Raw genomic sequence first — 19430 nt, forward strand, 5'->3', positions numbered from 1 at the left:
TCTCGCCATCCGTTCGCCATTCGACGTAAGACATCAACGCAGCAACCCACCCGGAGGCCCATGAGCATGAGCGATCCCTGGAGCCGGCGCAGTCTTCTCGCCGCCGCGGGCGTTTTCGTTGCGGGGTCCGCGCACGGCCAACCCGTCGACGGGAGGATCAAGGTCGAGATCAGGACGCAGATGGGCCTGATTGTCCTGGAGCTTCGGCCGGACAAGGCGCCGATCACCTCGGCCAACTTCCTCCGCTACGTCGACGCCAAGCATTTCGACGGGGCGAGCTTCTATCGCGCGGCGCACCCGCCCGGCTTCCCAAACGTGGGCCTAGTCGAAGGCGGCCTGCAGAACGATCCGGCCCGGCTGTTCAAGCCCATCGCCCATGAGAGCACGCTGCTGACCGGACTGGCCCACAAGGACGGGACCATCTCGATGGCGCGCGAGGCCGAGGGCACGGCGACAGCCGACTTCTTCATCTGCTGCGGAGACGCGCCCTACCTGGACGCCCACCCGGACACACCGGGCGACAACGCCGGCTACGCCGCGTTCGGCCAGGTGCTGCAGGGCATGGATGTGGTGCGCGCCATCCTGGCCATGCCGACCTCGAGCGAGGCGCGCAACCCGGTGATGCGCGGGCAGATCCTGGCGGTCCCGGTCCCGATCCTGCAGGCCCGGCGCGCAGCCTGAAGCGGCCCGCGGATCAGGTCTTCTGCGTCTCCGTCCAGTCGGCGACCGCCCGACCGAGCACGTCCAGCGGCATGGCGCCCAGCTCCAGCGCGTGGTCGTGGAAGGCGCGGAGGTCGAACTTCGGCCCCAGCGTCGTACGGGCGCGCTCGCGCAGCCTGAGCCACTGCACCGCCCCGATCTTGTAGCTGCAGGCCTGCCCCGGCGTGGAGATATATCGGTCGATCTCGCGCGTGGTGGAGGCCGAGGCGTCGCCGTCCAGCTCGGTCAGATAGGCCCTGGCCTTCTCCCGGCTCCATTTGAAGTGATGCATGCCGGTGTCGACCACCAGCCGCCCGCAGCGGTATAGCTCCGAGCGCAGATAGCCGATCCGCCCCTGGGGATTGTCCGAATAGGCGCCCAACTCGTCGGCCAGCCGTTCGGCGTACAGGGCCCAGCCCTCGCCGTAGCCGGAGAAGAAGGTGGCCCGGCGCAACAGCGGGATCTTGGTGTTCTCCAGCGCCACCCCGCCCTGCATCTGATGGCCGGGCAGCCCCTCGTGATAAAGCGTCGAGGTCAGGGTGAAGCGCGGCCACTCCGAGGTGTCGTGCAGGTTGAAGTAGATGATGCCCGGCCGCGAACCGTCCGGGGCCGGGAAGTTGGTGTAGGCGTGGGCCGAACCGGCGTCGATGGCCGGCGGCACCGGGCGCACCTCGACCGGAAAGTGCGGGATATGGCCGAACGCCATGGGCAGCTTGGCCTTCATCGCCGTCAGCTTCTGCTCCAGGTAGGCGAGCAGCTGGGCCTTGCCCTCAGGCGTGTTGGCGTAGAGCTGAGTCGGGTCCTTGTAGAGCGACTGCACCCGTTCGCTGATGCTGCCCTGGGTCAGGCCCTGCTGCTTCAGCAGCGCGTCCATGCGGGCCGACATCTCCGCCCCCTGATCCAGGCCCAGCCTATGGATCTCCTCGGGCGTTATGTCGGTGGTGGTGGAACTGTGCAGGCCGGCCGCATAGAGCGCCTCGCCATCCTTTAGCCGCCAGACGCCCGCCTCGTGCCCGGCGCTCGGGCGCACCGCCTTCACCGCGGCGATCTGGCGGTCGAGTGCGGGCGCGATGCGCTCGGCGTACAGCTTGCGGGCGTGCTCGCCATAGCTCGCGGGCAGGTCCTTGGCCTTCAGCTTCTTGTCCAGGGCGACGACCACGTCGGCGGTCTCCGGCGTGGCGCGGCCCTTGTTCAGCTGCCCCAGGAGGGTGTCCATGATAAAGTCGGGCGGGACCACGCCCACGCCGGTGTCGCGGCGGAAGTGGTCGGTGTCGGCCTCGATCCCCACGGCGAAGGCCTCCAGCCGCGCCAGGTAGGCGTCGGCGTCGGCGGCGGTGTCGATCCGGTGCTCGCTGTCGAGGAAGTCCGGGACGCTGCGATAGGCGCCGTTGAGCTGGCTCAGCACATAGGGCGCCGCGCCGAAGCCGTCGTCGGCCCCATAGTCGAACGCCAGCAGCCGCTCGACCGAGCGGGCCTGGTAGAGCACGGTGTCGTAGTCGATGGCGGGCAGGCCGCTCAGGGCCTTGCGGTCGACCTGGGCCAGTCGGCGCAAGCGGTCGGCGGTCGCGGCCCGATCCGCCGCCTTGCCGGCAGGCGAGCGGTCGTTCAGACGGGACTTGAGGGCGGCGTTCTCGCCCTTGTCGAGACCGAGCGACGTCGCCTCTTCGGGTTTGCGACGAAGTTGCTCTTCGAGGAACCCACTCCACAGGGCGTCCAGGTGATCGGACCGCCTCGCCCCGGAGACCGCCTGCGCGAACACTCCGGTCGGAAGCGAAGCGGATACAGCCGCCGCCGCGGCGGCGGAGCTGAGGAGGTCGCGACGGCGCATGGGCGTTCCTTGAGCGGGTCCAGATTGGAAACGCTACCGGCGCGAACCGGCACACACAAGCTTCCGCCCGATCAAGGGCGACGACCGGCGGTTTTCCTCACTTTTCCGAGCTGATCAGGTTCACCACCACGGGATCGTCGTGCATCTTCACGTGCAGCCGGCCGGCGGCGGAGGGATGGGGGACTGCCAGGACGTAGCCGGTGAAGCCTTCCGGAACCTTGACCGGATGGTCGAAGCCGGCGTCGCTCGACAGCGAGTCGATCAGGAACAGGTTGGCGCCGCTGAGCTGGCAGGGCTGATCCCGCCCGGCCGGGCACTTCAGATCATGCACCGTCGGCAACCGGACCAGGGTGGCCAGAGGCTGCCAGTCGCTCGCGCCCTGGTCGTCGACGATGCGGAACCGCAGCGGGCCGAAGGCGGAGACGTTGAAGGCCTTGCCGGTGTCGAGCGTGGCCAGGGCGACGTGGGAATCCTCGAGCACCAGGCCGCTGGTGGGCGTGAGGGTGGTCAGGAAGGTTCCGTCCGCGGCCGCCACCTCCACCTTCGCATCGCCCGAGAAGCTCGTGGTTCCCTGGGCGTGGATCGAGAAGGTCAGAACCGCGCCCTGCGGGACCTCGTCCTGGCCGGTCAGCTGGATCAGGTTCGGCGGGCTCGACGCCTGGGGCTGGACGCTCTTGCTGATCAGGATGGCGCCTGGGCGACCCGATCCCACCGAGACTTCGAGCCTGACCGTGCGCCCGTCCTTCAGCGCCACCTTGGCGTTGACGGTCTTTCCCGCCTTCAACTTGTCGGCGGCCTGCGGGTCGGAGGTGGCCAGTGTGAGTTCATCGCCGCCATGGGCGGTGGTGAGTTGGCCGGGCTTGAAGCCGATCCCGCTGAGGGTCAGGCCCGCGACCTCGTCCAGGCGCGTGCCCTTGAGCACCCCAGAAACATCACCGGCATGGAAGTCGAAGCTGTCGAGATGGCCGGCCTGGGCGAAGGCCTGCAAGGGAACCACGTCCGCATCCTTGGCCCCGAACTGCTTGACCAGCAGGGTCACGCCACCGGGCTCGGCCGACTTGAGCGGCACGGTGACCGCCAGTTGGTTCGGCGGGACCGCTTTCCAGACCGCCGCCTCGGGTTCGCCCGAGGCTTGCTGGACCATGACGCTGTCGACGCAGGCGGCGCCCTGGGACTCGATATGCACGACGTCGTCGCGGCCCACGATCAGCGACTGCTCGTCGTCGGCGACCACCTGCCAGTGCTGGGGACGGACGGTCTGGAGCTGGAATTCGGGGCCGTCGAACGGCGCGAAACCCCAAAAGCCATGCAGGGAGCCGGTGACCGCGCCCTCGAAATTGTCCGAACTGATCGCGGAGGCGTCGGCGATGAAACCGCCCTTCTCCGCATCGGCCTTGACCGGCAGGTCGACCGTCTTGCCGTCCTTGCCCTTGAGGCGAAGGACCATGTCGTGGGCGTAGTCGGTCGAGAAGGCCAATGGGGCGCCGACGACCGGCAGCACCAGATCCTTGCGTTCGGCGCAGTAAACCTCCTTGGGATCGACGGGCTGCAGCGGCGGGGCCTGGGGCGGCTCGACGGCCGGCAGGGCCGCCACCAGCACCGACATCGGATTGTGGAAAGACGGCGGCGTATTGAGCAGCAGCGAGAGCTGGTCGCCCTGGGTCGTGGCGAGGGCCGGAATGTATTGGTATTGCGCCGTGTGCAGCGAATCCATGATCCGGGCGATATCGAACGCCGCCGCGACGTAGGGGCTGTAGTATCCGAAGCCGGCCTGCGGGCTGGCGCTGAGTTGCATCGCCAGGTCGGCCGGATTGCCCGAGGTCAGCGCCTGGACGATCGAGGTGCTGTGCCCGTCGTTCAACACCAGCGAGTCCTGCCCCTGCATCAGGCAGGCGGCCTGGAGCTCGGGCATCTTCTGGAAGCAGTCGGGGTTGAGCTTGACCGCCAGGCTGCGCGCGAGCAGCGGCGAGATGGTCTTCAGGTAGTCGGGATCGCCCGGATTGGCCTTGCGGACCGAGGCTAGGAAGGTGTCGAGCCGGGAGCGGTCGAGCGTGGCCTGGTTGAGATCCTGGGAGGCGCGCACGAAGGCGCCCGGGCGACCGCGCACGGCGCCGATCAGGGTGCCGAAGTCGCCGCCGGTCGAAGGCGCGAGGAAGACCAACACCTGCTGGGCGTCCTGGGGAACGGTGATCTTGAGCCCGTCCTGGCCCTTACGGCCCCAGGTCTCCAGCCGGTAGAACCAGTTTGCCGGCGGCGGATTGGTCGATCCGCGCAGGAAGGCCGCCACCAGCAGATAATGCACGGACTGGCCCGGCGGCAGGTCGGCCTTGATCCACAACTCATCGCCGGCGGCGAGGTTCGGGGTCTGGGAAATCGGCAAGGTGACGCCCGCGTGAGTCACCTTGACCTCGAGCGTCGGCCCAACCAGATCGAACTGGGCAGGCTGAGCGAAAACTGTGCTGGGGGCGACGAATAAAAGCACCAGGCAGAAGATGCGCAAAAGTCGAGCCATGTAATTCTGCCGTCCGAAGTTTAGGCGAAGCCGATCAGACCGCCCGGCCCCACACCCACGCTTTAGTGGAGGGCGTCGGGCTACACAGCCTTTATGTCAACAACGTGCTGCGCGCCAATGACGGCTGCGCCACATCCCCACCAAACGCGTTGAAGCTCAGGAAGCTCCGCTCCGTATCAGCACCTCCGACAGCGCCGCCGCGTAGAAGCCCCTCGCCTGGGCGGCGAGGTCGGGACGGTAACGGGTGCGGGGATCGCTGGCGTACTCGTCGTCGAAGCAGTGGGTGGCGTCGGGGAGGTCCAGGATGCGCACGTCCAGGCCGTCGGCCCCGAGCCGGTTCAGCGCGCGCCGGGGCGCGACGTTTCCCACCACCGCATCGCGGCCCCCCAGGCAGGCGAACACCTTGGGCCGGTTCGCACCCCAGCCGTGGCGGTGCGTGCGGGTCGGCGGCCCGGCGTAGGGATAGAACAGCACCGCCAGCTTCAGGGCGGCGAGCCTGGGATCGACCGATGCTCCGGGCGCGGCCAGGGCGTCCATGATGGCCCAGGCGCCGTGGCTCCAGCCGGCGGCGCCGAGGCGGGTGGTGTCGGCCCAGGGTTCGCCCTCGAGCCATTGCAGGATCGCCAGCAGGTCCATCGCCCGTTCCGCGCCGCGCAGCCTCAACCCCGTGCACACGGTGAGCTGCGCCTCGCGGCGGCCGATGTCGCGGGGCGCCAGGGAGTCGACGATCACCGCCGCAACCCCGGCCTCGCTCGCGGCTTCGGCGTAGCGGGTCTGCATCGGCTGCACGCCGCCGCAGCCGTGCATCTGCACCACGACCGGAAACGGCCCCGGACCCGCAGGCTTGACCACATTCAGATGCGGGACGAGCCGGTCGATATGGGAGGCCATGTCCGGGCTCACGACCCTGGGCCTCAAGCCGGCAAGACGGCGGGCGAGACGCGGCCGATGGCGGTGGGGACGCGCGGATCGACCGGCAGGCCCATGGCCTGACGCTGCTTCAGCACCCGCAGCCATCCGTGCAGGCACTCGCAGTCCAGCCCATGCATCATCAGCCGGTAGCCGGCCTGCAGGGTGGAGAGCTGGACCAGCGGATGACCGTTCTTGATGAAGGCCAGGTGGTAGGACGTGCCCAGAATCTGGGCGATATAGACGGCGATCACCTCGTCAAGCTGCAGCGAATTGGCCGCGCGCACAAAATCGGCGCGTGGGAGCAGCAGGGCGTAGAGCGGGGTGTAGGCCTCCACCGCCGTCTGCACGTCGATGATGTTGAGCCGGCCGGTTGGAAAGGCCTCCAGCTCGAAGCTGTCGGAGATCATCGAGAAATCGGGGTGCTCCACCGGCGCCAGGTCGCGGTCCTGGGCGCGCAGCTCGGCGTTCAGCCGGATGATGAAGTTGTAGATGTTCAGGTCGTGCTGGAGGAAGACATTGTCCTCCAGGTCCTTCAGTCGGACAGGGCGCAGCGCGATAGTCTCCGCCGCCACCGGCCCTGCGTTGGCGCGGATGAAGGCCAGGATCTCGGTGCCGATATGGAAGTGGCGCATGATCAGGGCGTTGGCCTGGGGCGAGGCGAAGGTCTTCAGGCCCCAGTGGATCAGCCGGTGCAGCGTCACGTTGAGGTTCGGCGCCCGCGGGGAAATGGCGCGCAACAGCTTGATCAGGACGAAGGCGGCGAAGATGAACGGCCGCACGACGGGAAACAGCCAGCGCCGGCTGAAGGAACGATTGCCCAGCAGCAACGCCCGCTTGGCCCCATCGTCGATCGGCAGGCTGTGGTCCAGATAGAGCGCCAGCCAGGGATCGGGATCGGCGGGATCGAAGCGGGCGATGTCGAACGGGTCGGGCGCAGGGCTCATGCGACGATCTCCTCGATCTGCAGGGCGTAGAGGCGCGCGGTGACTTCGGCGCAGCGGACGATACGCGCCGCCGTCGCAGGACAGGTCGCCACCGGCGCGAGCATCTCGGCGAAGGTCTGCATGTGCTCGCTGTCGTTCTCGCCGTGATAGAGCAGGAAGCTGACGGCCTGAGGCGGCAAGGACAGGCGCTCGCGCACCCGGCGGCCCCATTCGGCGGCCTTGATCGAACCCAGCCCCTCGATGATGAACATCGCGCCCAGCAGGCCGAACGGGTTGGGGATGGACGCCTGGTGGAACATCCAGGCCGACAGGGCTTCGGAGCCGATGTTCTTCCGGCCGGCCTGGATGGTTTCCAACGCCCCGCCGGACGCGACGAAGTCCGCTTCCAGCAACCGGAAATCGCGATGCTCGGCCACAGCGTGGCGCATCAGGGTCGAGCGCAGCTCCAGATGCGCCACGTCGATGTTGGACGCCGCCCGCGACATCCATAGAGCGCCGTCCTGCACCTGCTGGCGGAGCTGGATCAGGAAGGCGTGATAGTCCGCAAGCTCGAACCGGCCGCGCGTCAGCTTGCGGATCAAGGGCGTCGCCTCCAGTCGCGCCTCGAACCCCGTCCAGACCACCGCCAGTTTGCGCAGCACGTCGGAAACCGCGGCGTCCGGAACCGCCTCCGGGATCAGGCCCTGCATGTGGTTCATCGGGTTGCTCCTACGACCTGCAGCATCATGAAACCGACCATGGCGCGCCCGCTCTCCGGCACGATGCACAAAATCCGCTCGCCGGGCTTCACCCGATTCGCGCGCATCAGCGCGTCGAGCATGATCCAGATGGAGGCGGACCCCACATTGCCGCTCTCCGCGAGCGTGGTGAACCAGCGCGGCTCTGGGATCATGGCGTCGGTGGTCTGGAGGATCTGCACGATCTCCTCGCGCAGCGAGCGGGCGGAGTAGTGGCAGAGCAGATGGTCCACCGCCTTGGGGTCGATCCGGCCGGCGTCGACCTTTTGGAGATAGACCCCGATCCAGGCGCGGATCACCGTCTTGAGCAGGTGGAAGTCCTGCTGGAGCGCAAGCGCGCCGCTGGCGTGGGCGGCGACGGGACCGTGCCGGCTCCAGGCGCCCTCGCGCTCGGTCCGATTCCCCGCCGTCGCGCCGGCCCACATGCAGGGGTCGAACTGGCCGGCCAGGGAGACGAGATCGATCCATTCGACCTTGAGGCTAAGCCCGTCGGGCTTCGGCCGGCCCTCCATCACCACCGCACCCGCCCCGTCCGACAGGGTGAACCGCAGGAAGTCGGCCGCCATGGACAGCCGGCCCTTGGCGTCGACCAGCGCGCCGCCCTCGTAGAATTCGGGACGGAACCAGCGCGACGAGAACTCGCCGGCCGTGGTCGCCGCACAGTCCGCGTCGCCCGCGCCGACCGCCATCCAGGCGTACTTGGCCGCCATCAGCGCCGAGGCGCAGACCGACTGGAAGCTGGCCACCTCCAACCCGCCGCCGCCCAGTTCGCCGTGCACGGCGCTGGCGTGGCCGGGCGCCAGCAGGTCGCCCTGGGTGGTCGCCGCCGTCAGGCAGTCGAGGTCCTCGCGTCCCAGCCCCGCCGATCCCAACGCCAACCGCACCGCATCCGCGCACATCGAGGCGTTGGAGTGCAGCCAACGCCCATCGGGCTCCAGCGCATAGTGCCGTCCAGCGATGCCGTTCCACCGAAGCGCCCGGCGGCCGAGCGGCGAAGGCCGTCCGCCCACGGCGCCGAGGAAGGCTTCCATATCCGCGTTGCCGATATGCTCGCCAGGAAGGAAGGCGCCGGTCCCGGTGATATAGACAGGCCGCAGATAGCTCATGTCACGCTCCAAAACCGGGTCGAAAGGGCGGATGGAAGAGGCTGGCCACGCGGCCTGACGCCTCACGCGGGTTGGAGCACCGGTTCGTCTTCGTGCACCATGGCGTTCAGGGTCACGTAGTCGGTCTTGCCGGTCCCGAGCACCGGGATCGCCTCGATCACGCGCACCTCCCTGGGCAGGGCCAGTTCCGCCACGCCCCGGCTCCGGGCCCAGGCCAGCATGGTTTGAGAGCTCGCCTCCCGCGCCGTGGTGAACAGGACCAACTGCTCTCCCTTGCGCGCGTCGGGCCGGGCGACCACGGCGTGGGCGGCGTCGGGCCATAGGGCGGCGGCGTAACCCTCGACCGCACCGAGCGACACCATCTCGCCGCCGATCTTGGCGAAGCGCTTGGCGCGGCCGTTGATGGTGACGAACCCCTCCCCGGTCACGGAGACGATGTCGCCGGTGTCGTGCCAACCGCCTTCCGGCGGTTGCAGCACGCCGGGCGCGCTGGCGATGTAGTAGCCGGCCATGACGTTGGGGCCGCGCACGAACAGCCGTCCGCCTTCCGCGATCCCCGGCACGGGTTCGATCCGCGCCTCGATCCCCGGCAGCAGCCGCCCGACCGAACCGGCCTTGAAATACATCGGCGTGTTGACCGCGATGACCGGCGAGCACTCGGTGGCGCCATAGCCCTCCAGGATGCGCAGGCCGAACTTCTCGGCGAACACGGCGCGGGTCTCCGGCTTCACCCGCTCGGCCCCGGCGAAGATGTAGCGCAGGCTGTAGAAGTCGTAGCTCTGGGCCATGCGGGCGTAGCCGGCCAGGAAGGTGTCGGACCCGAACAGGATGGTAGCGCTGGCGTCATAGGCGAAGGCCGGGATGGTCCCGTAGTGCAGCGGGTTGGGATAAAGCAGCGTCCTGACCCCGTTCAGCAGCGGCAGCAGCAGGCCGCCGGTCAGCCCGAAGCTGTGGAAGATCGGCAGGGCGTTGAGCACCCGGTCGGTCGGGTTGAAGTCGATGCGCGCGGCGACCTGGGCGCAGTTGGCTAAAATATTGCGGTGGGTGAGCGCCACCCCCTTGGGCGTCCCCTCCGTACCGGAGGTGAACAGTATCACCGCGGGCGCGTCGGCGTCCTGGACCTTGCGCGGCGACAGGGATGCGAACCGCTTGGCGAACTGGTCGGCGATCAGCCCGCGCAGCTTGGCCCCGCCGCCGATCTGACCGGCCAGGTCCTCCAGCCAGACGATACGGCGACCGGTGATCTCCAGCCGGGCGATGACGGGCTCTAGCCTGGCCTGGGCGACGAAGGCGCGGGCGGTGACGACGGTGGAGACCTTGGCCGCATCGCAGGCGGCGGCGATCTGGGCCGGGCCCGAGGTGTAGTTCAGCATGGCCGGGATGCGACCGGTGGACTGCAGGGCGAAAAAGGTAGCCACCGCAGAGTTCACATTGGGCAGCATCACGCCGACCGCCTCGCCAGGCTCCGTGCCGGGCTTCAGCCGCTGGCCCAGCAGACGGGCGCCGACGATCAGCCGGTCGTAGGACAGCGGCTGGCGCTTCACGTCCTCCACCGCCGCCGCCTTGCCGCCATGCACGGTGCGGGTGTCGAGCAGGGCCTGGAACAGGGTGCGGTCGATGTCGGAGGTGGCGAACATCATCTCGCTCATCACGTCGTAGAGGCGCTCGGCCGCGATCGCGCGGCGCTTGCGGGCGGAGGCCACCCCGTCCAGGTCGAAGCGGCGCGGCGGCAGCACGGTCAGGCGGATCTTGGGGAAGCGACGCAGCCGCGCCTTGCCCTTCATGTGCGAGAAGCCGGTGTGCTGGGCCCCGTCGATGCGCACCGGGATGATCGGCGCGTCGGCCTTGTCGGCGACCATGCCGGGACCGGCGAACACCTTCATCAGCGCGCCGGTGACGGTGATCCGGCCCTCGGGGAACACCACCAGGGTGCGTCCCTCCTTCACCGCCTTGACCATGGCCTTGGCGGCCATCGGGTTGGTCGGGTCGACGGGAAAGGCGTCGAAGAAGGGCAGCACCGGCTGCATCCACCAGGCCTGGGCGATCCGGGTGTGGATGGCGAAGGTCGGGCGGCCCGGCAGGAAGGCGGCGAGCAGCAGGCCGTCGAGGTAGGAGACGTGGTTGACCACCACCACCGCCCCCTGCCCCGGCTGGGGCATGTTCTCGGCCCCGACCAGCTCGACCCGGTAGAGCAGCTTCAGCATCGCCCGCACCGCCGACTTGATGACCGTCTCGGGCAACAGGGCGCAGGCGGCTCCGGCGACCACCAGGGTGCACACACCCATCAGCGCGATCAGGGCGCCGATGCCGACGCCCAACTTGAGCAGCAGCCCCGCCACGACGATGGCCGCCACCGTGACCCCGGCGTTGACGATGTTGTTGCCGGCCAGGATGCGCGAGCGCTGCTCGGGCGGGCTCTCGGTCTGCAGGATGGCGTAGAGCGGGATCACGAACACCCCGCCGCAGATGGAAACCGCCGCCAGGTCGAACACCACCCGCCAGGCGCCCGGCGTGGCGATGAAGGCGGCGATGCCGATGTCCTGGGCGTGGGCCTTGGCATGGAAACCGCCGACCGCGAACGACAGGTCCAGCAGGATCGCCGCCAGCAGCAGGGCCGAGACCGGCACATAGCGGGCCGAGACCTCGCCCTTCAGCAGGCGGTTGACCAGCAGCGAACCGGCGGCGATGCCCAGCGAGAAGATGGCCAGGAACAGCACCGCCACTTCCTGGCGGGCGTGCAGCATGCCCTTCACCAGCGGGATCAGCTCGCCCAGCAGCACCGCGCCGACCGCGTAGAACCAGGCGATGGCCAGGATCGACAGCCACACGGGCCTGACCGCCATGGCCATGCGCACCAGCCGCCAGCTGACCATCGGCACGTTGAGATCGATCCTGGCGCCGCTGGCGGCCAGGGGCGCGGAAGGGATCGCCAGGCTGGCGGCCAACCCGACGCTGGCCAGGCCGCAGGCGATCAGGCCCGCAATCGGCGGCGCGACCAGGCCGGCCAGCAGCTGGCCGGCGATGATGGCGACAAAGCCGCCCGCCTCCATCACCCCGGTGCCGCCCAGGATCTCGCCGTCGCGAAGATGCTGGGGCAGGATCGCGTACTTCAGCGGCCCGTAGACGGTCGAGTGCACCCCCATCAGGAACAGGGCCGCCAGCAGCAGGCCGATCGACTGGCAATAGAAACCGGCCAGGCCCAGGGCCATGATCGCCACCTCCGCCACCTTGACCATCCGCACCAGCCGCGCCCGCTCCCAGGCGTCGGCGATCTGGCCGGCCAGGGCGGAGAACAGGAAGAAGGGCAGGATGAACACCCCGGTGGCGACGGTCCCCAGCATGGCGGCCTTGGACGGATCGGCCCGGTAAAGGCCGTAGCTCGCCATGATCAGCAGGCCGGTCTTGAACAGGTTGTCGTTGAACACGCCGAGCAGGTTGGTGAGGAACAGAGGCGCGAACCGGCGCTTGGTCAGCAGCGAAAGTTCAGAGGCGGGCTTGGCCATGACGGCGGCTCCAGGCGTCGACCGGACCATTCCACTTGACGCAAGAGACAGGAAACACCAAAATTGATCACCGTTCAATAAAATTCTGAACAGTGTTCATTTGGAGGGAAGATGGGTCGCCGATCCGATCACAGCCGCAGCGAACTGGAAGCGCTGATCGTAACCGAGGGCCGCCGCCAACTGGCCGAGGTCGGGCTGGCGCGGTTCTCCGCACGCGATGTGGCCAAGCGGATCGGCTACTCGATCGGCACGCTGTACAATGTGTTCGGCAGCTATGACGGGCTGATGCTGGCCATCAACGCCCGCACCCTGACCCTGTGGGCGGCGCACCTGCGCGAGCGGCTGGCGGCGTCGGGCGAGGACCGCATCGCCACCCTGGTGCGCGGCTATTTCGAGTTCGCCACCGACAACCCCAAGGCCTGGATCGCCATCTACGAGCACCATCTGGCCGACGGCGGCGCCGCGCCGGACTGGTATCAGGCGATCGCCGCGGATCTGATGGGCGTGGTGGTCGGCGAGATCGCCGCCGTCCTGCCCGAGGCGGAGCCGGATGCGCTCCTGGCCCTGGCCCGCTCGCTAGTCGCCACCGTGCACGGCCACTGCGTCTTCACCCTGTACATGACCTTCAGCATGCTAGGCGAAACCGCCCCGGTCGACGCCGCCCTGACGCGGGTGCGCGAGGCTATCGCGGCGGCGCGGGGTTAGGGCGTAGGCCCATAGGCCAGTCGGCTCGCTGGTTCGGCTCGACCTTCATTCGACATCCCTCCTAACGTATATTGTCAGTATTGAGGTGTAGAAGGACATCTAAGGTCCAACTGATCCATGTCCCGCTCCACCCGCCTCCTTCGTCTGCTCCAAGTTATGCGCGGCCGCCGCCAGCCGGTCACCGCCGCGCGGTTGGCCGAAGTGTTGGAGGTGTCAGAACGAACGATCTATCGCGACGTGGCCGATCTGATAGGGCAAGGCGCGCCGATCGATGGCGAGGCCGGCGTCGGTTACATCCTGCGGCCCGGCCTCTTCCTGCCGCCGCTCATGCTGTCGGAAGACGAGGTCGAGGCGGTCATGCTGGGCCTGCGCTACGTCGATCAGCGTGGCGACGACGTGTTGCAAGCGGCTGCGTCCGTCGCCTTGACGAAAATCGGCGCGGTATTGTCGCCTCAGGCCCAGGCGCAAATGACCAATCCACTTTCCTTGCCTGGACCGCCCCGGACCTTTCCGCAGAATGCTACATCGCTCGATGAGCTACGCACCGCAATCCGCGACCAAGTCCGGCTCGACATCCGCTATCGGGACGAACAGGAGCGGCGCACCGAACGCATCGTCTGGCCGATACAACTCGGTTTCATGGATCAGGCGCGAGTGTTGTGCACGTGGTGCGAGTTGCGGCAGGGTTTCCGCACCTTCCGCACAGATCGTATCGTCGCAATGACGAGGCTGGACCGTTACCCGACACAACGCACAGACCTCGTGCGTCGGCTCCGCGCCCACCTCGACAGCTTGGCGAACTGAAAAATCTCTCCTGACGGAAACTGACAGGAGCATCGGCTAAAGTCCTCGCACACTCAGTACGAAGGAGATCGCCGTGACAACCGAGATCACCAACAATCTTCCCAAGGTCGTCGCCGACCATATTGCGGCCTGCAACGCCCATGACGTTCAAGCCTGGATGGCGACCTTTGCGCCGGACGCCATGCTCAACGATATCCAGCGGGAGTTCATTGGGACCGATGCGATCCGCGGCTTTGGCGACAAGGAGATTTTCGGGGACAATGTGACGATGGCCGTCCAACGCGCCTGGAATCGCCATGGAGACATTACTGTCCATGCCAAGCTCGATGGCGCCTACGACAAGACCGGCCTACCGGATCCGTTGATCCTGAGTTTCTACTTCAGCGTCCGTGGCGATCAGATCACGCAGCTTATCATCGTTCACAACAAGACCCAGGTTTGAGGGTGAGCGAGACCTATCTCCTACGCCCCCCTACCCAAACACCGCCGCGATATCCCCCTCGCCCATCAGCCGGTGCTTGCCGGGCGCGAGGTCGGCGGGCAGGTCCAGGGCGCCGACGCGGTCGCGGTGGAGGGCTTCGACGTGGTTGCCGACGGCGGCGAACATGCGGCGGACCTGATGGTAGCGGCCCTCGGTGACGGTCAGGCGGGCGACGGTGTCGGACAGCGGCTCCATCACCGCCGGGGCCAGGGGCTTGTCCTCGCCCTCCAGCATCAACTCGCCGGTGGCGAACTGGGCGGCCTCGTCGCCGCGCAAGGGCCGGGCCAGGGTGGCGACATAGCGCTTGGCCACGTGGCGCTTGGGCGAGATGATCCGGTGCAGCAGGTCGCCGTCGTCGGTAAGCAGCAGCAGGCCGGTGGTCTCCTTGTCCAGCCGCCCGACCGTCGAGATCGCCGGCTCGCGCATCCGCCAACGCGTCGGCAGCAGCTCGTAGACCAGCGCGCCGGCCTCCTTGTGCGAACAGGTGACGCCCAGCGGCTTGTGCAACATGATGGCCATGCCCGGCGGCGGATCGAGGCGCACCCCGTCGATACGCATCCGCTGGGCCAGGTCGGGGGTGGCGGCCAGGCGCATATCCGGATCGGCGAGCGGCGTCCCATCCAGAACCACCGCGCCCATCCGCACCAGCTGCTGCACTTCGCGGCGCGAGCCGTAGCCCATGTTGGCCAGCAGGCGGTCGAGCCGGAAGGTGGTGCTCACGTCTGCGCCTCGTAGACCTTGAAGCCTCCGGCCTCCGCCTTCAGCGCCACCTTGGCGAACAGCGGGGTCAGCACGCCTTCATAGGGAAGGTGGCGGTTGGCCACCAGCCACACGGTCCCGCCCTTGCGCAGGATCTGGTGGCTTCGGCGCACGAAGGCCTGCCCGAGCGTCTTGTCCTCGGCCCCACCGTCATGGAACGGCGGGTTCATCACCACGAAGTCGAGCCCTTCGAGCGCGGGGGCGCTGCGGGCGTCGGACCAGTGGAAGGCGACACGGGGATCGTCGATGTTGCGCCGCGCCGCCTCGATCGCCCGGCGGTCGATGTCGATCAGATCGAGATGGGCGACCTGCGGATTGGCCAGCACCGGGGCGGCGAGCAGACCCACGCCACAGCCCAGGTCGGCGCCGCGCCCCGACAGGGCCGGCAGGGCGGAGATCAGCAGCAGCGTGCCGGGGTCGGGCCGATCCCAACTGAACACGCCGGGCTGGCTCCATTGGCCCAGGGCTTCGACCAGGCGGGGGGCGCCGGCCGCGATGGCGGCGTCCAGGCCGGTCGGCGCCTCCGGACGCACGCTATGGCAGATGCGCTGGTGGCGACGGCCGATGTCCTCCACCGCGCAGCCGAACGCCTGCAGCTCCTTGGCCAGGCGAGCGCCGCCCTTTTCCTTGGGAGCCATGACGGTCAGCGGCGCGCCGGGCTTCAGCGCGCGCAGGGCCTGGGCCAGGACATAGCGGCGCTCCACCGTGCCGGGCGGGGCGGCGACCACCATGGCCGACAGGCTGGCGGGGGCGATGTCCTCCAGCACGGCGGCGCCGGGAATCAGGGGCGAGACCTGGACGGCGCCCGCGGGAACCGTGGCCAGCTCGACCGAGGGCGCGCCGTAGACGCAGAAACTATCTTGCTGGTTCAAGCCAAAACGCCCCGATCGGCGCATCGAACGGCGCCGGGTCCGCCCCCAATGGCGGATTGGGCGAATAGAGGCAGACCCGCGCTCAAGTCCAGCGCGGCGTTGGCCGGAGCGCCTTCGCACTGGAATGGGCGCGCTGACGGAGCCATATCCCTCCCGACCAAGCGGTGCGGGGCGTGCAGATGACCAAGCCAATGAAGATCGACTTCGTGTCGGACGTATCCTGCCCCTGGTGCATCATCGGGCTGGGCGGGCTTGAGCAGGCGCTCAACAATGTCGGCGACCTGGTCCAGGCCGACATCCACTTCCAACCGTTCGAGCTCAACCCCGACATGCCCGCCGAGGGGCAGAACATCGTCGAGCACATCAGCCAGAAGTACGGCTCCTCGCCGGACCAGATGAGCGCCAACCGCGAGGCGATCCGCGCGCGCGCCGGCGAGGTCGGGTTCAAGATGGCGATGACCGACCAGAGCCGCATCTACAACACCTTCGACGCCCATCGCCTGCTGCACTGGGCCGGGCTGGAGGGGCGGCAGGCGGCGCTGAAGCACGCCCTGTTCGAAGCCTATTTCACCGAAGGGCTGAACCCGGGCGATCACGACGTGCTGGTCGCCAAGGCCGAGGCGGTCGGGCTCGATCCCGTCGCCGCGCGCGAGGTGCTGACCTCGGGCCGCTACGCCGACGAGGTGCGCGCCGCCGAGCACGACTGGCGGGTCAAGGGGATCAACGCGGTGCCCGCCGTCATCGTCAACGACCGCTACCTGATCTCGGGCGGCCAGCCCGCCGCCGCCTTCGAGCAGGCGCTACGCAGCATCGCGGCGGAGGGTTGAGCGAGAGAGGCTCATGAGGCGTCTACCGGCGCGCCTCGCCGCCGCGCTCGCTCTGACGAGCCTGGGCTTGTCGGCCTGCGTGGGGTCTGGAGCGACAGCGTCAGATAGAGCTCGGCGTTCGGCCGCGCCGACGCCTAGGTTTCGAGCCCCCACAGACGGATAACCTCCAGCTCCGCCGCCGTGAACACGCCTGCCCGATAAAGCGACAGGAACTCCTCCGACACGCCCACGCCGAACACCAGGGCGTCGTCGGTGTTCACCGTCACCTTCACCCCGGCGTCGAAAAGCGCGCGTATCGGATGCTCCTCGAGCCGCGCCACCCGACCCAGCATCAGGTTCGAGGTCGGACATACATTCAAGCGGATTCCCTGATCGGCTAGGAAGCGCATCACCTGTGGTGATCGAGCCGCGGCGATCCCGTGCTGCACCTCGTCCAACTCCAGCGTCTCGACCGCCCGCCAGACGTCGTCGGCGGTCCCCCACTCGCCCACATGCGCTCTCAACCCCAGACCGTGAGCCTTGGCGGCGCGGTAAAGGGGCCGGAACACCTCGATCGGCTGGGCCAGTTCGTCGCCCGAAAGGTCCAGGCGGCGATAGGCGCCCAATTCCAGGAACGGCGCGATCCACCGCTCCAGCCACTCCGGCTTGCAATGCCGCGACATGTCGAGCTGCGGAACCCACTGCACCGCCGGGGCGATACGCGCGCGGACCTCTTCGACCGAGGCGAGGAGGTCGCTTGCGGAACCCTGTTGCTGGGTGATCATCCACACATCGTCGCCGAAGACGATCCGGCTGACTCCGTCGTTCAGGGCGCGGACGAACACCGCCTCCAATCCCAGACGCCGCCCCTGCGGGCCCGAGAACAGCTCACCGATCTGCGCGCCTACCCAGGCATGCATGCCGTCCATGGATGGTAGCGGAGACGACACCGGCGCGATGGTCCGACCCGTCCTAGATGCGATATAGGCGGCATCCCCGCCGAGCACGCCATGGGTGTGGAGATCGGCCTTAGCGCACCGCCGCACGGCCTCGATGTCGTTTCGCTCCAGAGCGCGCTCGAAGAGGGATTGCATCGCCACACCCTTGCCGCAACGACCTCAAGGTCGGACGCCGGAAAGAACGTTCGACAAAACGCGCCTAATCATTCCAAGCGCAATTGATATCCGAGCGAAGCGCCTAGGCCTCGTGCTCCCGCATCCGCCGACGCTTGGAAGCTTTGGACGTCCGGGTCTGCTGCATGTGCTCGGAACTGAGATGGTCGATCCAATGCAGGATCATCTCCCGGGCGTAGGGCGGAGAACGCCTGTAGATGTCCTCGGCGTGGGCGATCAGATCGAGGCTTCTGGATTTTCGGTCCATGGCCCAAGAGTAAACGGAATGGTTACCGCCCACCACGTCACTCGCCTAAGGGTTGAATCAGAATCCCGACAGAATTCCGGTTCGCCGTGGCTGCGCCAAACTGGCTGGGGGACAAGGACTCGAACCTTGAATGACGGTACCAAAAACCGCAGTGTTACCATTACACCATCCCCCAGGATGGCCGCCCAGACCTGCCCTTGAAGGGGCCGTCACGCGGGAGGCGGTGGAAATAGCCTAAGGCGGTGGGGCTTGCAACACGCCGCTTCAGCCTTCGATGCGACGAACGCGCCCGCCCAAGTTCGAACGCCCCAATTCCTAAGGATGCAGCCTCTTCCCCACCGCCCCACACCGGTCCAGCGGACCGCCGTCGGATCGTCGGTCCAGGGCCGCTTGCGGGCGCGCGCAGGCTGCTCTATACACCCGCGCTCTTCGTGTCGGAGTGTAGCTCAGTCTGGTAGAGCACCGTGTTCGGGACGCGGGGGTCGCAGGTTCGAATCCTGCTACTCCGACCATCTATCCCGCGATTTCCCGGATCGCGCGCCATGCCGTCGCTTCAGCGACCGGCGGTTTATTTCCAGGCGCTCCCCCTCCAAGCCTTCCAGCGCCGCGATCGGGCTTCATGCACCTTTCGCTACGTCCGATCACGGAAGTCCGCAGCGGACGTAGCGCGCGACTCCGCCCTATGCTTCACTGCGACAGTGCGACGCCGCCGACGGTCGGGAGCGTCCGCCGCCTAGAAACGTTCGGGCATGCATGAGTGAGACATTCCGCTTCCGCACCTGGCACGCCGCCGCCTTCCTGGCCGCGATCGGCGCCGTATCCGCCGTGTCGTCCTCGCGCGACGCCCGCAGCTATTGGCGCGGGTTGAAGCGCTCGTCCAAGGCGCCGCCGCCGTGGGTGTTCCCTTCGGTCTGGACGGCGCTAAACGTGATCCAGCTCTGGGCCGACCTGCGCATCCTCAACGACCGGGAAGCGCCGGATCGCAAGGCCCTGGTGGGATTGCGGGTGACGAGCTGGCTGCTGTCGGCCGTGGCCACCCCCACCCTGTTCCGCAACAGGAGCCTGGCGGGCGCCGAGGCCGCCACCTTGGCCGAAGGGGTCGCCACCGGCGCCGCCGTCGCCCTGCTGGCCCGGCGCGATCCCCTGGCCGCAGCGGCGCTCACCCCGCTGGCCTTGTGGACCGCCTACGCCAGCCTGACCGGCGGCGACGAGGCGGGCGCCGTGTCCAACCCGGACAAGCTGGTGGACCGGCTACGCTGGGAAGGCGCGTTCTAAGAGCGTCCGCCGCCCTGCGTCCGCGCGTCGCGCGTCATGGCGGTCGGTGGCGTACGGAACTACCTGAAGCTACGCGCCTTTCTGTTTTCCCTTCCGGGCGCGCAGTG

General features: G+C 68.1%; 17 protein-coding genes and 2 tRNA genes. 7 read left to right on the forward strand and 12 right to left on the reverse strand.

All coding sequences use genetic code 11. The features are described from left to right. The first annotated feature begins 66 nt into the window (after positions 1 to 66). Positions 67 to 681: a peptidylprolyl isomerase gene (locus tag GSQ87_RS11965; protein ID WP_254062901.1), complete on the forward strand. Its 615-nt coding sequence runs from the start codon at positions 67 to 69 to the stop codon at positions 679 to 681. Positions 682 to 694: 13 nt separating this feature from the next. On the opposite strand, the gene GSQ87_RS11970 is transcribed toward GSQ87_RS11965, so the two are convergent. The 7 genes from GSQ87_RS11970 to GSQ87_RS12000 form a co-directional block, all read right to left on the reverse strand. Further along, positions 695 to 2527, reverse strand: coding sequence for a DUF885 family protein (locus tag GSQ87_RS11970; protein WP_158915664.1), 1833 nt, complete (start codon positions 2525 to 2527; stop codon positions 695 to 697). A 97-nt stretch (positions 2528 to 2624) separates the two neighbouring features. Next, the gene (locus GSQ87_RS11975) at positions 2625 to 5039 is read right to left on the reverse strand and encodes a hypothetical protein (protein WP_158915665.1); all 2415 of its coding nucleotides are present in this window, start codon (positions 5037 to 5039) and stop codon (positions 2625 to 2627) included. A 156-nt stretch (positions 5040 to 5195) separates the two neighbouring features. Next, complete coding sequence (locus GSQ87_RS11980) at positions 5196 to 5930, reverse strand: dienelactone hydrolase family protein (protein ID WP_158915666.1); 735 nt, start codon at positions 5928 to 5930, stop codon at positions 5196 to 5198. A gap of 23 nt (positions 5931 to 5953) precedes the next feature. Beyond that, on the reverse strand, positions 5954 to 6895 hold the full coding sequence (locus GSQ87_RS11985; protein ID WP_158915667.1) for a hypothetical protein: 942 nt from the start codon (positions 6893 to 6895) through the stop codon (positions 5954 to 5956). Continuing rightward, positions 6892 to 7593 (reverse strand): iron-containing redox enzyme family protein, encoded by a 702-nt coding sequence (locus tag GSQ87_RS11990; protein WP_254062902.1) that lies wholly within the window; start codon positions 7591 to 7593, stop codon positions 6892 to 6894. The genes GSQ87_RS11985 and GSQ87_RS11990 overlap by 4 nt, the downstream gene beginning before the upstream one ends. Further along, positions 7590 to 8738, reverse strand: coding sequence for a 3-oxoacyl-[acyl-carrier-protein] synthase III C-terminal domain-containing protein (locus GSQ87_RS11995; RefSeq protein WP_158915668.1), 1149 nt, complete (start codon positions 8736 to 8738; stop codon positions 7590 to 7592). The genes GSQ87_RS11990 and GSQ87_RS11995 overlap by 4 nt, the downstream gene beginning before the upstream one ends. 62 nt (positions 8739 to 8800) lie before the next feature. Further along, complete coding sequence (locus GSQ87_RS12000) at positions 8801 to 12241, reverse strand: acyl-[ACP]--phospholipid O-acyltransferase (protein ID WP_216839253.1); 3441 nt, start codon at positions 12239 to 12241, stop codon at positions 8801 to 8803. A gap of 111 nt (positions 12242 to 12352) precedes the next feature. Between GSQ87_RS12000 and GSQ87_RS12005 the strand changes: the two genes are divergently transcribed. The 3 genes from GSQ87_RS12005 (at position 12353) to GSQ87_RS12015 (ending at position 14192) form a co-directional block, all read left to right on the forward strand. Next, a complete protein-coding gene (locus GSQ87_RS12005) occupies positions 12353 to 12946 on the forward strand; it encodes a TetR/AcrR family transcriptional regulator (protein WP_158915669.1) in 594 nt (197 codons plus the stop codon). 117 nt (positions 12947 to 13063) lie between these two features. Next, positions 13064 to 13750, forward strand: a complete 687-nt coding sequence (locus GSQ87_RS12010; RefSeq protein WP_158915670.1) for a YafY family protein — start codon at positions 13064 to 13066, stop codon at positions 13748 to 13750. 73 nt (positions 13751 to 13823) lie between these two features. Next, positions 13824 to 14192, forward strand: coding sequence for a nuclear transport factor 2 family protein (locus GSQ87_RS12015; RefSeq protein WP_158915671.1), 369 nt, complete (start codon positions 13824 to 13826; stop codon positions 14190 to 14192). Between the two features lie 30 nt (positions 14193 to 14222). Here the strand turns inward: GSQ87_RS12015 and GSQ87_RS12020 are convergent, their stop codons facing one another. Continuing rightward, positions 14223 to 14951, reverse strand: coding sequence for an RNA pseudouridine synthase (locus GSQ87_RS12020; RefSeq protein WP_158915672.1), 729 nt, complete (start codon positions 14949 to 14951; stop codon positions 14223 to 14225). Next, positions 14948 to 15862: a class I SAM-dependent methyltransferase gene (locus GSQ87_RS12025; RefSeq protein WP_254062904.1), complete on the reverse strand. Its 915-nt coding sequence runs from the start codon at positions 15860 to 15862 to the stop codon at positions 14948 to 14950. Before GSQ87_RS12025 ends, GSQ87_RS12020 begins: the two co-directional genes overlap by 4 nt. 179 nt (positions 15863 to 16041) lie before the next feature. Between GSQ87_RS12025 and GSQ87_RS12030 the strand changes: the two genes are divergently transcribed. Beyond that, complete coding sequence (locus GSQ87_RS12030) at positions 16042 to 16689, forward strand: DsbA family oxidoreductase (RefSeq protein ID WP_158915674.1); 648 nt, start codon at positions 16042 to 16044, stop codon at positions 16687 to 16689. A gap of 134 nt (positions 16690 to 16823) precedes the next feature. Here the strand turns inward: GSQ87_RS12030 and GSQ87_RS12035 are convergent, their stop codons facing one another. The 3 genes from GSQ87_RS12035 to GSQ87_RS12045 form a co-directional block, all read right to left on the reverse strand. Then, positions 16824 to 17762, reverse strand: a complete 939-nt coding sequence (locus tag GSQ87_RS12035; RefSeq protein ID WP_158915675.1) for an adenosine deaminase — start codon at positions 17760 to 17762, stop codon at positions 16824 to 16826. 103 nt (positions 17763 to 17865) lie between these two features. Then, a complete protein-coding gene (locus tag GSQ87_RS12040) occupies positions 17866 to 18048 on the reverse strand; it encodes a hypothetical protein (protein ID WP_158915676.1) in 183 nt (60 codons plus the stop codon). A 101-nt stretch (positions 18049 to 18149) separates the two neighbouring features. After that, positions 18150 to 18223: transfer RNA gene (locus GSQ87_RS12045), tRNA-Gln, on the reverse strand. Positions 18224 to 18483: 260 nt separating this feature from the next. Between GSQ87_RS12045 and GSQ87_RS12050 the strand changes: the two genes are divergently transcribed. Further along, positions 18484 to 18560 (forward strand) — tRNA-Pro (locus GSQ87_RS12050). Between the two features lie 241 nt (positions 18561 to 18801). Next, positions 18802 to 19323 carry a tryptophan-rich sensory protein gene (locus tag GSQ87_RS12055; RefSeq protein WP_158915677.1) on the forward strand — a complete coding sequence of 174 codons (522 nt, stop codon included), beginning with the start codon at positions 18802 to 18804 and terminating at the stop codon, positions 19321 to 19323. Positions 19324 to 19430 lie beyond the last annotated feature (107 nt).

Origin of the sequence: Caulobacter sp. S45 (assembly GCF_009765965.1) — a bacterium.
In the GTDB taxonomy this organism is placed as follows: Bacteria; Pseudomonadota; Alphaproteobacteria; order Caulobacterales; family Caulobacteraceae; genus CAHJWH01.

Bases quoted from the DNA above. Each gene is read 5' to 3' on its own strand.
- GSQ87_RS11975 (WP_158915665.1), bottom strand. From the start codon at position 5,039: ATGGCTCGACTTTTGCGCATCTTCTGCCTGGTGCTTTTATTCGTCGCC.
- GSQ87_RS12030 (WP_158915674.1), top strand. From the start codon at position 16,042: ATGACCAAGCCAATGAAGATCGACTTCGTGTCGGACGTATCCTGCCCC.
- GSQ87_RS12035 (WP_158915675.1), bottom strand. From the start codon at position 17,762: ATGCAATCCCTCTTCGAGCGCGCTCTGGAGCGAAACGACATCGAGGCC.
- GSQ87_RS11970 (WP_158915664.1), bottom strand. From the start codon at position 2,527: ATGCGCCGTCGCGACCTCCTCAGCTCCGCCGCCGCGGCGGCGGCTGTA.
- GSQ87_RS11990 (WP_254062902.1), bottom strand. From the start codon at position 7,593: ATGAACCACATGCAGGGCCTGATCCCGGAGGCGGTTCCGGACGCCGCG.
- GSQ87_RS11965 (WP_254062901.1), top strand. From the start codon at position 67: ATGAGCGATCCCTGGAGCCGGCGCAGTCTTCTCGCCGCCGCGGGCGTT.
- GSQ87_RS11980 (WP_158915666.1), bottom strand. From the start codon at position 5,930: ATGGCCTCCCATATCGACCGGCTCGTCCCGCATCTGAATGTGGTCAAG.
- GSQ87_RS12010 (WP_158915670.1), top strand. From the start codon at position 13,064: ATGTCCCGCTCCACCCGCCTCCTTCGTCTGCTCCAAGTTATGCGCGGC.
- GSQ87_RS12055 (WP_158915677.1), top strand. From the start codon at position 18,802: ATGAGTGAGACATTCCGCTTCCGCACCTGGCACGCCGCCGCCTTCCTG.
- GSQ87_RS12000 (WP_216839253.1), bottom strand. From the start codon at position 12,241: ATGGCCAAGCCCGCCTCTGAACTTTCGCTGCTGACCAAGCGCCGGTTC.
- GSQ87_RS12040 (WP_158915676.1), bottom strand. From the start codon at position 18,048: ATGGACCGAAAATCCAGAAGCCTCGATCTGATCGCCCACGCCGAGGAC.
- GSQ87_RS12005 (WP_158915669.1), top strand. From the start codon at position 12,353: ATGGGTCGCCGATCCGATCACAGCCGCAGCGAACTGGAAGCGCTGATC.
- GSQ87_RS11985 (WP_158915667.1), bottom strand. From the start codon at position 6,895: ATGAGCCCTGCGCCCGACCCGTTCGACATCGCCCGCTTCGATCCCGCC.
- GSQ87_RS11995 (WP_158915668.1), bottom strand. From the start codon at position 8,738: ATGAGCTATCTGCGGCCTGTCTATATCACCGGGACCGGCGCCTTCCTT.